The 14,087-nt window shown below is 48.9% G+C and carries 11 protein-coding genes; 6 read left to right on the top strand and 5 right to left on the bottom strand.

Annotated elements, in window-relative coordinates; translation table 11 throughout:
- The first annotated feature begins 70 nt into the window (after nt 1-70).
- Both ACQY6Y_RS02455 and ACQY6Y_RS02450 read left to right on the top strand, forming a co-directional pair.
- On the top strand, nt 71-709 hold the full coding sequence (locus tag ACQY6Y_RS02455) for a M48 family metallopeptidase (protein ID WP_428378725.1): 639 nt from the start codon (nt 71-73) through the stop codon (nt 707-709).
- A gap of 360 nt (nt 710-1,069) precedes the next feature.
- Nucleotides 1,070-2,461, top strand: a complete 1,392-nt coding sequence (locus ACQY6Y_RS02450) for a TrpB-like pyridoxal phosphate-dependent enzyme (RefSeq protein ID WP_428378724.1) — start codon at nt 1,070-1,072, stop codon at nt 2,459-2,461.
- Between the two features lie 109 nt (nt 2,462-2,570).
- Here the strand turns inward: ACQY6Y_RS02450 and ACQY6Y_RS02445 are convergent, their stop codons facing one another.
- Nucleotides 2,571-4,373 carry a carbon starvation CstA family protein gene (locus tag ACQY6Y_RS02445; RefSeq protein WP_428378723.1) on the bottom strand — a complete coding sequence of 601 codons (1,803 nt, stop codon included), beginning with the start codon at nt 4,371-4,373 and terminating at the stop codon, nt 2,571-2,573.
- Between the two features lie 353 nt (nt 4,374-4,726).
- On the opposite strand from ACQY6Y_RS02445, the gene ACQY6Y_RS02440 reads away from it, so the two are divergent.
- The gene (locus ACQY6Y_RS02440; protein ID WP_428378722.1) at nt 4,727-5,296 is read left to right on the top strand and encodes a flavin reductase family protein; all 570 of its coding nucleotides are present in this window, start codon (nt 4,727-4,729) and stop codon (nt 5,294-5,296) included.
- A gap of 17 nt (nt 5,297-5,313) precedes the next feature.
- Here the strand turns inward: ACQY6Y_RS02440 and trmB are convergent, their stop codons facing one another.
- The 3 genes from trmB to ACQY6Y_RS02425 are packed head-to-tail and all read right to left on the bottom strand — an operon-like array spanning nt 5,314 to nt 9,022.
- Nucleotides 5,314-6,147, bottom strand: coding sequence for a tRNA (guanine(46)-N(7))-methyltransferase TrmB (gene trmB, locus ACQY6Y_RS02435; protein ID WP_428378721.1), 834 nt, complete (start codon nt 6,145-6,147; stop codon nt 5,314-5,316).
- Between the two features lies 1 nt (nt 6,148).
- Entirely contained in the window at nt 6,149-6,757 is a 609-nt protein-coding gene (gene yfbR, locus ACQY6Y_RS02430; RefSeq protein ID WP_428378720.1) for a 5'-deoxynucleotidase, read from the bottom strand.
- 27 nt (nt 6,758-6,784) lie between these two features.
- Nucleotides 6,785-9,022 carry an LTA synthase family protein gene (locus ACQY6Y_RS02425; protein ID WP_428378719.1) on the bottom strand — a complete coding sequence of 746 codons (2,238 nt, stop codon included), beginning with the start codon at nt 9,020-9,022 and terminating at the stop codon, nt 6,785-6,787.
- A gap of 298 nt (nt 9,023-9,320) precedes the next feature.
- Between ACQY6Y_RS02425 and ettA the strand changes: the two genes are divergently transcribed.
- Both ettA and pth2 read left to right on the top strand, forming a co-directional pair.
- The gene (gene ettA, locus ACQY6Y_RS02420) at nt 9,321-11,000 is read left to right on the top strand and encodes an energy-dependent translational throttle protein EttA (RefSeq protein ID WP_428378718.1); all 1,680 of its coding nucleotides are present in this window, start codon (nt 9,321-9,323) and stop codon (nt 10,998-11,000) included.
- Nucleotides 11,001-11,059: 59 nt separating this feature from the next.
- Entirely contained in the window at nt 11,060-11,467 is a 408-nt protein-coding gene (gene pth2 / locus ACQY6Y_RS02415; RefSeq protein ID WP_428379939.1) for an aminoacyl-tRNA hydrolase, read from the top strand.
- A 39-nt stretch (nt 11,468-11,506) separates the two neighbouring features.
- On the opposite strand, the gene ACQY6Y_RS02410 is transcribed toward pth2, so the two are convergent.
- A complete protein-coding gene (locus ACQY6Y_RS02410; RefSeq protein ID WP_428378717.1) occupies nt 11,507-12,376 on the bottom strand; it encodes a DeoR/GlpR family DNA-binding transcription regulator in 870 nt (289 codons plus the stop codon).
- 166 nt (nt 12,377-12,542) lie between these two features.
- Here ACQY6Y_RS02410 and ACQY6Y_RS02405 point away from each other — a divergent pair, with 166 nt between their 5' ends.
- The gene (locus ACQY6Y_RS02405) at nt 12,543-14,054 is read left to right on the top strand and encodes an FGGY-family carbohydrate kinase (protein WP_428378716.1); all 1,512 of its coding nucleotides are present in this window, start codon (nt 12,543-12,545) and stop codon (nt 14,052-14,054) included.
- Nucleotides 14,055-14,087: the final 33 nt, after the last annotated feature.

Here is a 14,087-nt window from a genome sequence, read left to right as displayed (position 1 = left end):
AATACACGACAAGTCTGAAAGCATGCACCAAAGCGTATGGCTCAATTGCGCAAAAGAACGAGGGAGTGTTTTGTCCAAACAGTCTGAAAAGTATGTGGTGAATGGCATCCCTGTGGAGATAGAACGCAAGAAGGTTCGCCGCTTCAATCTGCGTGTTCGCAGAGACGGAACAGCGCATCTAAGTATCCCTAGACGTGCAAACTTTTGTCAGGCCTACGCTTTTCTCGATGCGCATGCCGAGTGGTTGAGAAATGCGGTAGAGCGCACAAAACGTGCTGCACAGGAGCAAGAGGCGTCTTTGAACAACGAAGGCAAGGTGCCGCTTTGGGGTGAGCTGGTGCCGCTTCCCGAGGGCTTGGGTGTTGATGAGCTGTACCGTCAAGAGATGGAAAAGCGTTTGCCAGCTGTTATTTCTCGTATGGAGTACGCCACAGGCCTCCATGCTGCGGGGTGGCAACTGCGTGCTATGACAAGCCGTTGGGGATCGTGCACACCGCAAACCGGCAACATACGCATCAATCTTCGTCTAGCAGCATATCCACCCAAATGTTTGGCTTACGTGGTAGCGCATGAGCTCACACACCTTGCAGAACCGAGCCATAATGCGCGTTTTCATGAACTGCTCCGGCGTGTTGTTCCCGATGAAAAAGATGTCCGTGCTTTATTGCGGGCGAATCCCTCCGTGCTTGCTCGTAAAAAATCATGTTGAAACGGTTCTGAGCGGTATCAAATCTGCCGTAAGCGGCAAGGTCGCTCTCTAATTTACTTTTGAGAGGATGACATCAGTCCATTCTTTGTTAGGCTTCACCCCAACGTTAGACCGATAGGAGAGAGCATGTCTTACTCACACCTCACAACTTGCGTGTCTGAGCGCACAGTTATGTGCGGTGCATGGTGGTGGACAAGGACTAACTCTCTTCCGGACTGACGTCGGCCATACGTGCACGCTTATAGAGGGCCCTCGGAAGTATCCGGGGGTCCTCTTTTTGTTTGGAAACAAGGTTTTATCCAAAACAGAAGACGCACTCAGGCAGATGCAATAAAAAGCACGCGAGAAAGGACACCTACCATGACAGCTACAAACACCAACCCTTACCGCCTCTATCTTCGTGAAAATCAGATTCCTACCGCTTGGTATAACCTGCGTGCCGATATGCCTGAAAAGCCGGAACCCATGCGCTTGCCCAATGGCAAAATTGCCACACATGAGGACTTAGCACCGGTGTTTGCCGATGCTCTTGTCGACCAGGAGCTTGATGACAACACAGCATTGATTGATATTCCTGATCCGGTGCTTGAGATGTATAAGGTGTATCGACCGAGCCCGTTGTGTCGTGCCTACAATCTTGAGCGCGCGCTCAACACACCTGCGAAGATTTATTACAAGTTTGAAGGTAACAATACCAGCGGTTCTCATAAGCTCAACTCCGCTTTGGCACAGGCCTACTATGCCTACGCACAGGGTCTGACCAACATTACGACAGAGACAGGCGCAGGTCAGTGGGGTACTGCCCTGGCAGAGGCAGCCGCTCATTATCATCTTGATCTCGACGTATTTATGGTTAAGTGCTCCTATGAGCAAAAGCCGTTTCGCCGCAACATTATGGAGACGTTTGGTGCAACGGTTACTCCTTCGCCTTCTAATACCACTGAAGTGGGCCGTCGTATTTTGGCGGAGCATCCGGACTCCTCAGGTTCGCTGGGTACGGCCATTTCTGAGGCAGTAGAGCGAGCACTTCATGTACCCGAAAATCGCGGCAGGTATCAGTTGGGAAGCGTGCTTAACCAGGTAGTGCTCCATCAATCGATTATTGGTTTGGAGAGCTATGAGGCTCTGCGTGAGCTTGGTGAGTACCCCGATATCGTCATTGGATGTGCGGGAGGCGGATCAAACCTCGGTGGATTAATCGCACCCTTCATGCGCGATAAGCTCAAAGGCGAAAAGCCCAACACGCAGTTTATTGCAGTTGAACCGGCAAGCTGTCCTTCTCTTACACGCGGCGTGTATGCCTATGACTTTGCTGATACCGGCCAAACCTGCCCACTGTGCAAGATGTATACCCTCGGCAATGGCTTTATCCCCAGTCCTGATCATGCGGGAGGCCTGCGTTACCACGGCATGAGCCCTATTGTTTCTAAGCTCAAGCACGATGGCTACCTCGATGCGGTGGCGGTAAAGCAGACAGATGTGTTTGGAGCGGCTGAGCAGTTTGCCAAGCTGGAAACCATTTTGCCTGCACCTGAAAGTGCTCATGCCATTTTAGTGGCAATGCAAGAAGCAGAGAAGTGCCGAGAGACGGGCGAGGAGAAGACAATTCTTTTCGGACTTACAGGGACGGGATACTTCGATATGGTGGCCTACGACCGCTATAACCGCGGTGAAATGGAAGATCATATTCCCACCGATGAAGAGTTGGAAATTGGCTTTAATACCATTCCGCACATTCCGGGAATCCAATAAGCCATTGTCAAAAACTTCTTCAGCCTGCAAAGCAAAGAGGTATAGAAAAACCCGCACAGACATGTTTGAAGACATGCCTGTGCGGGCGCTTTACGCAAGAGAGACGAAACTATGCGCCGTACTTCTCACGGCCAAGCTCGCTCCACTCAGGTTCTTCGTCGGGAAGAGAGCCAGCCTTTTTAGTAAAGAGCTCCTTCAAGCAGTTGTAGGCAACAATGAGGCCGAGAATGACCAGCAAAATTGCAAAGACAAGCTGAAGTCCAGAGGTGGCGATGACGGCAGCGCCCTTGAGCGAGAGAGCGTTAATGCAGCCCATGATGCTCTGGACAAGTGAGGTGAAGGTGCACACCAGCAGGAAGGCAACAGGCACATACAGCATGAAACCCTTGCGGCCAGTGCACTTGCAGAACACTGCCAACATGATCATAGTCATGCCGCCGAGCAGCTGGTTTGAAGCGCCAAAGAGTGCCCAAATGTTGTTGTAGCCACCAAAGGCAAGAGCAAAGCCCAAAAGAAGTGTCAGGATGGTAGCAACCCAGGTGTTAGATGCAGCCTTGGCAACACCAGTCGCATTGTCGCCAGCTTGCTCAGCTGCGTCGTTAGTCTTGGTAAAGAACTCCTGGAAGGAGAGACGGCCAATACGAGCGACAGCGTCAACAGAGGTGAGTGCAAGAGCGGAAACACACATGGTCATAAAGACAGTTGCCAGGGTGTTGTTCACGCCAAAAGCGGTCATGCCTTGAGCTACACCAGTAGAGAAAATCTGGAATGGCGTTGCAGAAGAAGCGCCCGTTGCATCAAAGGTGAAGAACGAACCATACATAATGGCAGCAACAACAATAGCGAGTACACCAACGAAAGACTCGGCAACCATGGCGCCATAACCAACCGGAAGCATGTCAGTTTCGTTGGAAACCTGCTTGGAGGAGGTGTTTGTCGATACAAGGCTGTGGAAACCAGAGAGTGCACCACAGGCAACGGAGACAAACAGCAGCGGGAACATATGCTTGCCGTTCTGAGCAAGTGAATCGAGCATAGCGCTATCGGCAACCATGGGAGCATTCATCTGAGCTTGGCCCTGTACGCCAAGAACAAAGATGCCGATAACTGCACAAACAATCATGACGATCATCATGATGGAAGTGAGATAGTCGCGCGGCTGTTTGAGTGTCTGAATAGGCATAGCGGCAGCAAACAGCAGATAAACCGCGATAACTGCAAACCAGCCAAGCTTGGGCAGATAGACAGGAATCTGCATGCCAATGGCAAACATAAGCACGAAGAGCACGATAGCCAGTACGAGCTCTTTCCAGCCTTCAAGCTTGAAGCGACGGTTAATCCAACCAAACAGGATGGCAACAAAGGTAAAGAGAATAGAGATAGTACCTGCGGCTCCACCGGCGTAGGACTTGGCTACATCAACGGCTCCTTCAGGTGTGTATACAGCCTGGAAGGTATTTGCCACCATATCGACAAAAGCAGCGATAACAATAATAGTGAACAACCAGCTGAACAGCAGGAACAGACGACGGCCAGTACGGCCAATGTACTTCTCAATAAGCTGAGCAAGTGACTTGCCGTTGTTCTTTACAGAAGCGTACAGAGCGCCAAAGTCGTGAACAGCACCAAAGAAAATACCGCCGACAAGTACCCAAAGCAGTACCGGCAGCCAGCCAAACATCATGGCTGCAATGGTACCCGTAACAGGGCCAGCGCCACAAATCGAGCTGAATTGGTGGGCAAATGTTGTAAAGCGAGATGCGGGTGTAAAGTTCTTGTCGTCCTCCATGCGCTTGGCAGGTGTCAGAGCCTTGGGATCGATGCCCCAGCTCTTTGCCAACCAGCGGCCATAGAGTACGTACCCTGCAACCAGCAAAACGGCTGCAATGAGTACGATTACAATTCCGTTCATTGGTCCCCCTTTAGATAAAATAGCGAAGCTTATCTATCCTGCTCCTTTTTTGTTCATACTTTCACCACGTTTTACAACCGATAACCAGCCTGAAACATACCGCTCACCCGGATACCGAAGAAATAATCCATTCAGTGAATTTATTGATTAAAAAACTGCGATGAGGTAATGGGGCTGCTGATCTGTCAGCAAGATGATTTTTCTTTATGCCGCTCGCCGGAGGAGCGTTCGTTTTTACCGCTAAAGCTTTGTTCATATTTCAGGATGGATACGGAGAAGGGTATGAAGAGCAAGACTCGGATTGATCTATTGCGTTGCAAGTAATAGTTCAAACAGCTTAGAAGGGAGCGCTTATGCGCAAAGACTTTGGGCCCAAACCGTATCTCTTTCCTATGCCGGTACTTATGATTGCCACGTATAACGAAGATGGCTCCGTCGATGTTATGAATATGGCATGGGGAGGAATTTGCGATACGGATAAAGTGGCGCTCAATATTTCTGAAGGTCACAAGACTTCTCAGAATATTATTGCGCGCCGGGCCTTTACCGTATCGGTTGCAGATGTAGCCCATGTTGACGAGGCGGATTATCTGGGAATTGTTTCCGGTAATAAGGTAGCCGATAAGTTTGAACGTTCAGGCCTTACAGCAGTTAAAAGCGAATTTGTAGACGCTCCGGTTATCCAAGAATTCCCTGTTGCAATTGAGTGTGAAGCAATTGAGCTCCATAAATGTGAGTGGGGCTTCCGCGTGGTAGGGCGTATTGTTAACGCATCTGCTGATGAGGCGGTGCTCGCAGAAGATGGTAAGCCCGATGTGACTCGTATGAATGCCATTGCGTTTGATCAGTTCCGCAATGGTTACTATGTCATTGGCGAGCATGTTGCCGATGCCTGGAATGCAGGTAAGCGCTTTATGAAATAAGGCGGATATCCTACAGATTATGCATGTGCCGTCGCGTTCCGCATGCGGGCGCGGCGGTTTCTTATGTTGATAACAGTGCCTTCCATGCCGTGAGGGATATAGGAAAGATGGTCAAGATCCTCAGGCAGATAATCAACGAGGCTCATCTTGGCAGTCTGTTCAATCTTTTCAGGTGCCGGGCCAGGTGCTATCTCAAATCCGTAGACATGAGCTCCCTGCGCGGTTAAGCGCAACTCGTAGCCTGTTGGAGGCTCGTCAGGAAGTTGCGAGCGCACATCATCAGTGACCCACAAGGTTGTATATCCCGCGGCTTTAACCTGCGTGAGTGAGAAATCAAAGAGCGGTTGACTATCGGTGCGGAAAATGACCGTCCCATGCTCTGCAAGAACTTCTCGATAGCTCATGAGCTTTTCAGCATGGGTGAGGCGTGCGAGCGCATCGCGCTTTCTCGGGAAAGGTGTGGGGTAGTTGAGATAGATGCGTGAAAGTTCCCCTTGAGCAAAATAGTCGGAAAGTTTGCTGACATTTCCTCCAACAAATACAGCGTTGTGCAGCTGGGCTTCGCAAGCTTTTTGAGCAGCATAGGCAATGCATACTGGCTCTGAATCAATTCCTACAACAAGCACATCGGGGTACAAACGAGCCAAGTCACACGTAAAAGCTCCTTTTCCACACCCAAGATCGAGCCACACTTGAGAAAAGTGTCCAAGACCCTGGCAAGAAAGGGGATAGCATGCCTCTGCCCATTGCCCTGCAAGGTGGCTTGGCAGAATCTCAATGGCAGTCGCATAGCGCTCAAGGCGCTCTTCAAGAACAAAATGTTTGGGAATGCGTGCGTGAAGACCGTGCATGTTACCGTCCGAGAAGCTCGTCTAAGGTAGAACCGTATGCTGGAAGAAAATCCTCGAGGAAGTCGGCAACTTCTGGCAACTCAGAAGCCATCTGTTCTACAGCTTGACGCGTAGAAACCTCGGCGGTGCGAAACTCTGCATTGCCAGCTTGTGCCTCCTCAAGGCACTTTATGAGCGCGGAAAGCTTATCAGCAGCTTTTACCAGACGCAAGAGATACTGGTTATCTTCCGTGTGCTGCGGATTGAGCAGCGGGGCATATGAGCTGCGCAGATCCTCAGGAAGTGTTGCAAGCAACTGTTCGGCTGCGCTCGACTCCACGTCTTTATAGGCATCTCGAATCTGGCCATTTGCATACTTTACCGGTGTGGGCATGTCGCCCGTAAGGGTCTCAGAGGCATCGTGGAAAAGCCCGAGAACTGCCGCAGCATTTGCATCGAGATTGCGGTTGTGCCGTACATTGCCAAGCGTGACAAGAGCATGGGCAATAAGGGCAACCTCAAGTGAGTGCTCAGCAAGGTTTTCAGGGCGAGCATTGCGCATAAGTGCCCAGCGGTCGATATATTTCAAACGCGAGAGAATGGCGAGAAACGTTGAAGTTTGATTGGTCATTGTAAGAAAGCTCCGTTCATGACCGTTTTACTGTACGTATGTAGCAAACCGGAGGTATTGCACTTTTGCCATATCGTCTATGACTTCGACTTCTGGGCCGCCTTCGAGATCGTACCAAGCGCCATCAGGCGTTTGATAACCAAAGGGGTTGAGGGCAGGAACCTTGCTGAAGTATGTCAGATTTGCTTTGTCGCGTTCGGTTAAAGGAGCTCCGATGATCTGTTTAACCGAGGCACCGAGGTAATTTAGGCTCATGTTGGACTGCATGTCGTTCTGCTCGTTGCCTGCAATGTCGTAGTTGGCCCACACGACATAGGCTGTGTGGAACATTCTCTGCTGATGCAGGATCTCATCGGTGTCTCCACCGTAGATATTGTGGTTGAACCAGTCGGTTAAATAGGGCTGATGGTCACCAAAGAATACGAGTACTGTTGGCTCATCCAGCTCCGAAAGCATGCTGACAAGATATTCCAAGTCCTCATCAGACGCTTGAATGCAGCTCAGATATTCATTCATCTGACGATTGCCCTCGTCATCAAGTGCATCGGAGTGGTACGTCGTCAGTTGGTCAGCAGAAATGTTGTTCTGGTCATAACCGCTGTGGTTTTGCATGGTTACGTCAAAGATGAACTGAGGCTGATCGCTCTGCTCAAGAACATCGATTACTTTTTCATAGGTAGCAGCATCGGTAACGCCACTGTGAAGAGTCTCGGCGCCCTCAAAGCCGGTGATATCTATGAATTGATCAAAACCAAACTGTTCATAGACAGTTTCGCGATTCCAGTTGCTTGCAAGATTGGGGTGAATAGCGGTTGTGGCATAGCCAATATCTGAAAAATCCTGCGCCATGTTGGGAACACCCTCAAGGTCATACGTAGCATAGGGGTGTTTGCCATAGCCAATAAAAGCGCAAGAATTGCCCGTGAGGAACTCAAATTCGCTGTTGCATGTGCCACCGCCATTAACAGAAACGGTAAGATTGCCGCGCTGCGCGGTGCCGGTAAGCCCAGAATTAAAGTAGGTAGGACCTTCGTATCCAGCCCAGAGATCTTCAAAGGTGGAGAGGTCGGCAAACGACTCGTTCATTACTACGACAACATTTGGTTGTATGGCTTCAAACTGCTCTTCTGCAGCTTTGCGGTTTTGATCTTGACTTGCGGCTTCATCATAAGCACTGGCAGCCTCTGCTTCAATGCGCTCGGCATCTTCTGCGCTATAGCCCTCGGGCTTTTCGATGGGCATAGATTGCATGCCAGAAAGGAAGGTAGGAATAAAGCCTTGTTCGCAATAAGAGAGCAGCAGGCGAGAATTATTCCAGTAATCCATAACAATGTCGTAGTCGAGGCGCAGGTTTACCGAGGTGTATCCCTGAACACCGAGCGCGACGATAAGAGCAGATACGGCCAGTCTGCCAAGTACACGCATCCAACTTTTTCCGCCACGAAGCACAGGGCGAGCAAATGAGCAGATAAAGAAAGCCAAGGATGCGCAGGCGAGCGCAATCATGCAGTTATTCGTAAACACATAGCGATAACCAGTAGAAACAGCCGCTGCGGTGGGCGCTGCTAGAATATCGCCAGGTAGCAGTGTCTGTCCGCGGAATTGTGCGGTGAAGTATTGCACCATGCCGATAATTGCACAGACAAGTACCAGTACTGCCATACCGCCGCCGTGTCCTTGACAAAGGGACAGCATGATTACCATGGCGCCAATAAGAACGGCAGCCTGGATGGCAATAGAAAGTGGGTTGGTGGGGAAGAGCCACTCACTCCAAGGCAGATCTATTGCCATAAAAGCAAGTGCTGCAGCACCAATAATGACGAGCACATCTATGCCAAGTGCACGCAGATTGATAGGCGAAGCCTTTGCTGAAGTCTGCTCTGATGAGGAATTCTGTTCAGGTTTAGCGTCTTTGGCAGGCGTATCCTCGGGCTCTGCCTTAGATGCATGTGGTAGATGTACATATAAGGTGAGAATTCCACAAACAAGCGTAATAAGGCAGACAACCACAAACACAACTGGCGAGGTGCCGGCTGCCTGCAGAAAACAGCTTACGGCTGCAAGCACAAGGAGGGCAAATTGAGGTGCCACCCATACAAATACTGAGCGAGGAATAGGAGCATTTGCTTCGCGGTGTTTTTTCACGAAATAAAAGCAGCCAACAATGAGTGCGGCAATTGCAAGAAGCGGAATAAGTGCTGCTATGCCGGGAAGTGCTGGGCTTGCAGATGGAAGACTTGGTTCGATCTTATCTGTGGCGGTCATAATCTTGGAATGCGTCCTTTAATACAAATCGTGGTGTAATGTTACGGATTGCTCATGTTATGCGTTCGTAAGTATGACACTGTAGAGCTTTTATCCTACGGATTTGTCGTAAAGCCTAGACCTGCAAAAAGATTCCGCGTTCGTGGTGCGCTAATGCCGTTTGGCTTTCTATTCTGGTGAAGTGCTTGTGGAGGTCTTAACACTTCAGATGAGGTATCTCGCTGTTTTTGTACATCCTGAGTACCATATCTTTTCAGATAAGACGAAGTAGACCTAATAAAGAGCGAAAGGCGGACACGTGGCCGAGTTCATCTACCAGATGTATCAGGTTCGTAAGACTCACGGCGACAAAGTCATTCTTGACGATGTGACCATGGGATTTTACCCGGGAGCAAAGATCGGCGTTGTGGGTCCTAATGGTATGGGTAAGTCTACGCTTTTGCGTGTAATGGCTGGTCTTGAAGATATTTCCAATGGCGAAGCACGTCTGAGTCCAGGTTATACCGTGGGCATTCTTGAGCAAGAGCCTCAGCTTGATGAAGATAAGACGGTGCTTCAAAACATTGAACAGGCCTTTGGCGATGTGATTGCCAAAGTTGCTCGCTTCAATGAGATTGGTGAACTGATGGCTGAGCCCGATGCGGACTTTGACGCATTAATGGCGGAAATGGGCTCTCTTCAGGATGAGATTGATGCTGCTGGCGGTTGGGATCTTGATAGCAAGCTCTCGCAGGCTATGGATGCGCTGCAGTGCCCAGATCCTGATGCACCGATTTCAGTGCTTTCCGGTGGTGAGCGCAGGCGTGTAGCTTTGTGTCGTCTTTTGCTCGAAGCTCCCGACTTGCTGTTGCTCGACGAGCCGACCAACCACCTTGATGCCGAGAGTGTGCTTTGGCTCGAACAATTCCTTCATGATTACCCCGGCGCTGTGTTAGCTGTAACGCATGACCGATACTTCCTCGATGATGTTGCAGAGTGGATTTGTGAGGTTGACCGCGGTCGCCTTTATCCCTATGAGGGAAACTATTCCACCTACCTGGAAACTAAGGCAGCTCGTTTGGAAGCACAGAGCCAACAAGATGCTAAGCGCGCGAAGAAACTGAAGAGTGAGCTTGCGTGGGTGAGAAGTTCTCCCAAGGCGCGTCAGGCAAAGAACCGTGCGCGTTTGGAGCGCTATGAGCAAATGTTGTCTGAGGCTAAAGCATCGGCAAAGCCCGACTTTACAGAGATTCATATCCCTGCAGGTCCCCGACTTGGAAACAAAGTGCTGGTAGCCGAGCATGTGCATAAGGCTTTCGGCGATCGCGTTCTTATCGACGATCTTTCCTTTACGCTGCCGCGCAATGGCATTGTTGGCGTCATTGGTCCTAACGGCGTAGGAAAAACGACTCTTTTCAAGACGATTGTTGGACAAGAATCTCTGACATCTGGCACGCTTGAAGTAGGCGAGACAGTCAAGATTTCTTATGTCGATCAGCTGCGTGGCGGTATCGACCCCAAGAAGACAGTTTGGGAAGTTGTTTCCGATGGTAACGATTACATTCGTGTTGGCGATGAAGAAATACCAAGCCGTGCGTATGTGGCAAGCTTTGGATTTAAAGGAACTGATCAGCAAAAGCCGTCCGGTGTTCTTTCTGGTGGCGAGCGAAATCGACTCAACTTGGCTTTGACGCTCAAACAGGGCGGCAATCTGCTGCTGCTCGACGAGCCTACAAACGACTTAGATGTTGAGACCCTCGAAAGCTTGGAAGAGGCGCTGGAGGCTTTCCCGGGCTGCTCAGTGGTGGTAAGCCATGACCGCTGGTTCCTCGATCGTGTGGCTACTCATATCCTTGCATGGGAAGGCACCGACGAAGAGCCGGGCCGCTGGCACTGGTTTGAAGGCAATTTTGAAGCCTACCAGGCCGATCGTGTTGCACGTTTGGGTGCCGAGGCTGCTCGTCCGCATCGCCTGCATCGCAAGCTTACGCGCGACTAAGAAGCACATACACCTTATTAAGCAAAGGGAGTTAAGACGTGGCCTATAAGGCAAAACAGATGATCGTTATGCGCCGTGATCTTAAGATGCGCAAAGGAAAAATCGCTGCTCAGGCAGGTCACGCCTGTGTTGAGGCAACACTGACTGCACTCGTTCGCGAAAACCGTCTTACGCAGGTGCGTGCAACTGAAGATGGTTGGGTGTATTTAGAGGATGAAGGCGTAGAGCCGTCGCCACTCTCTGCGTGGTTTGAAGCGGGTGTAGCCAAGGTATGTGTGTATGTTGATTCAGAAGAGGCACTTCTCGACCTCGCCGAACAGGGGCGCGAAAAAGGGTTTGCATACTCTCTTATTCGTGATGCAGGCCTGACTGAGTTTCATGGCGAGCCGACCTATACCTGTTTAGCATTCGAGCCACTTTTTCCAGAGCAAATAGATCCGCTGACAGGTGATTTACCTCTGTATTAAAAAGCCAGTGGATGAACAGTAAGAACAACTGTTCATCCACTATTTACTTGGGGCAATAATAATGTTTGGCCCATCTTCTGTGTCTTCTAGACGGATACGGTCTTTTTCACTTATAAAATCATCAACGATAAGCGTGGATATGTCGGATAATTGTGCAAAATTCACAGTAGTGAATGCACCAATTTTTGAAGAGTCTAAAAGCATAATGTGCTGTTCAGAGCGGTCTATGAGCATTTGCTTAAAGAGTGCAAGATCTAGCGTATGAATAGAAAAACCGCGTTCAAAAGAAAAGGCACTTGTTGCTAAAAATGCTGTTGGAGCCGAAAGACAAGAGAGTGCGTCTATTGTTGCAGAGCCAACGGTGTAATGAAATCCCGTACGAACAGATCCTCCCAAAAAAATGATATTGCTTTGAGTTATCACTCGCTCTGATTCAGAGGCAATTAAGAAATCATTTGTGATAATCGTAAGATTGCGTCGCCCGGCAAGAGCTCGAATAAATTCAAGAGTTGTAGATCCTGAGTCGCAGAACAAGACATCATCATCATGTACAAGTTCTGCAGCAGCTTTACCAATTGCTTGCTTTGCATTGTGGTGTTCAGAAATGGCAGCCTCAGCTAGTTGTTCAGGAATTCTAGATTCAATGGCAACAGCACCGCCGTGCGTCCGTCTTAATTTACCTTCTTGCTCGAGTTCTCGTAAGTCATTACGCAGTGTTGCAGTAGACACACCAAAATACTCTGAAAGTTCGTTCACAAGCACACGTGATCTCTCAGACAATATCGCAAGGATACGCTGTTGTCGTTCTTCTGCAAATAGGCCACGTTCTTGAGAAGCCATATTGACCCTTCGAATTAAGATTTTGCTGCTGACATCTCTATTGTACCGGTCTCTTCGATTTTTAAACATTTTCGAATGCTTTCATTTAATACCATTTAAGGATGAAAAATAACCACTCACAAAACTGAAAATAAGAACATATGAAAATAAACAAAAGATAACAATAATGATATGAAAGCAAGTCGACTGGGCTTTTGAACGAAAGGGAAATGAATCCTAAGGAGAAGGGATTACCATGGCACTGATGGGTCTTGATGTTGGCACATCTGGTGTGAAATGCACTATTGCTGATGATCGAGGAACTGTTATTACGGAAGCATACCGTCCATACGACACGCTTATGCCTCGGCCAGGGTATTTCGAGCTAAATGCAAATGAGATTTGGGATAAAACAAAAGAAACAATGAAGGAGGCTCTTGCGGGCACCTCTGAGAAAGTTCTTGCTATTGCAGCCTCTTCGTTTGGTGAAGCATTTACTACGGTTGACGAACATCAGAATGTTCTTACGAATTTTATGACAATGACTGATATTCGTGGAACAGAAGAAATGGAGCGTCTGAAAAATCGTATTTCAGATGAGACAATAACCGAAAAAACCTCACTTAAGCCCGCGCTTACTTACTCGCTCTCTAAACTCATGTGGCTACATGAAGAAGCCCCTGAAATATATGAGCATGTCTATAAAATTTTGCCTGGTGGTGCTTTCATTACATATCGTTTAACTGGTGGCGTTGCGAGTGCAGATTATGCACTTTCAGCTCGTACGCTTTGTTTTAATGTTCATACCAAAGATTGGGACGATGACATTATTTCAGCCGCCGGTCTTACTCGCGATATTTTTCCCGATCTTGTGCCAATGGGCTCTGTCGTAGGTGAGATGGATCCCGCCCTTGCTGAAGAGCTGGGCATTAATTATCACGATATTAAAATTGTTATTGGCACTCATGATCAAATAGCTGCAGGCATTGGTGGGGCTGTAGATGAGCCGGGCGTTGCATGCAATGGTATAGGAACAGTCGACAACATTCTTCCTATTTATACTCTTGGGGATGTGGATGTCGCAGAGAACGCTTCACATAACTATCCGCTTGTACCTTACATGGGTGATTTGTTTACTACCTATGCATATATTTTCGATGGTGGAGCGCTTACAACCTGGTTTAAAGATGTACTCGGACGTTCTGAGAGTCATGCTGCTGAAGTAACAGGCTATAGCGTATTTGACATTCTTGATAAAGAAGCACCCGAAGAGCCCACACAGCTCTTGTTTTTGCCACATCTTTCCGGTGCTGCTCTTCCGTACATGGATCCATTCTCCAAAGGTGCCATTTTGGGACTTGACCGCAATACCGATAGAGGAACTTTGTTCCGCGGACTGAGAGAAGGTCAAGCGTACGAACTCAAAGTAAACCTTGATCTTTTGGAAAAGGGCGGTATTAAGGTAACCAGTTTGCGTGCAACGGGTGGCGGTGCTGCTTCTGATCTGGGTATGCAAATTAAAGCAGATGTTTGGAACCGTCCAATTGAAGTCATGAAGATTAAAAATGCAGGCACCCTCGGCCTCATCATCATGGGCGGTGTTGCATGTGGCATTTTTAAGGACTACCACGAAGCAATGCATGCAATGAATACTCCAGTTAAGACATTCTATCCCGATCCGAGAAACGTGTCTTTCTATGCGGAGCAATACGAGAAGTACCGGAAGCTCTACAAGATGCAGAAAGAAATTCTTGGCGAGACAGCATAGCTTTTTGTAGAGCGCTTCGCACGTAACTGCTTG

Origin of the sequence: Olsenella sp. Marseille-QA0557 (assembly GCF_965119725.1) — a bacterium.
Classification (GTDB): Bacteria; Actinomycetota; Coriobacteriia; order Coriobacteriales; family Atopobiaceae; genus Coprovicinus; species Coprovicinus avistercoris.
The sequence above is the reverse complement of the archived record's forward strand: the minus strand, read 5'-3'. Positions and strand labels throughout refer to the sequence as shown.

Coding starts and splice junctions, on each gene's coding strand:
- trmB (WP_428378721.1), bottom strand. CDS start 6,147: ATGCACGGTCTTCACGCACGCATTCCCAAACATTTTGTTCTTGAAGAG.
- ACQY6Y_RS02450 (WP_428378724.1), top strand. CDS start 1,070: ATGACAGCTACAAACACCAACCCTTACCGCCTCTATCTTCGTGAAAAT.
- ACQY6Y_RS02425 (WP_428378719.1), bottom strand. CDS start 9,022: ATGACCGCCACAGATAAGATCGAACCAAGTCTTCCATCTGCAAGCCCA.
- ACQY6Y_RS02445 (WP_428378723.1), bottom strand. CDS start 4,373: ATGAACGGAATTGTAATCGTACTCATTGCAGCCGTTTTGCTGGTTGCA.
- ACQY6Y_RS02405 (WP_428378716.1), top strand. CDS start 12,543: ATGGCACTGATGGGTCTTGATGTTGGCACATCTGGTGTGAAATGCACT.
- yfbR (WP_428378720.1), bottom strand. CDS start 6,757: ATGACCAATCAAACTTCAACGTTTCTCGCCATTCTCTCGCGTTTGAAA.
- pth2 (WP_428379939.1), top strand. CDS start 11,060: ATGATCGTTATGCGCCGTGATCTTAAGATGCGCAAAGGAAAAATCGCT.
- ACQY6Y_RS02410 (WP_428378717.1), bottom strand. CDS start 12,376: ATGTTTAAAAATCGAAGAGACCGGTACAATAGAGATGTCAGCAGCAAA.
- ACQY6Y_RS02440 (WP_428378722.1), top strand. CDS start 4,727: ATGCGCAAAGACTTTGGGCCCAAACCGTATCTCTTTCCTATGCCGGTA.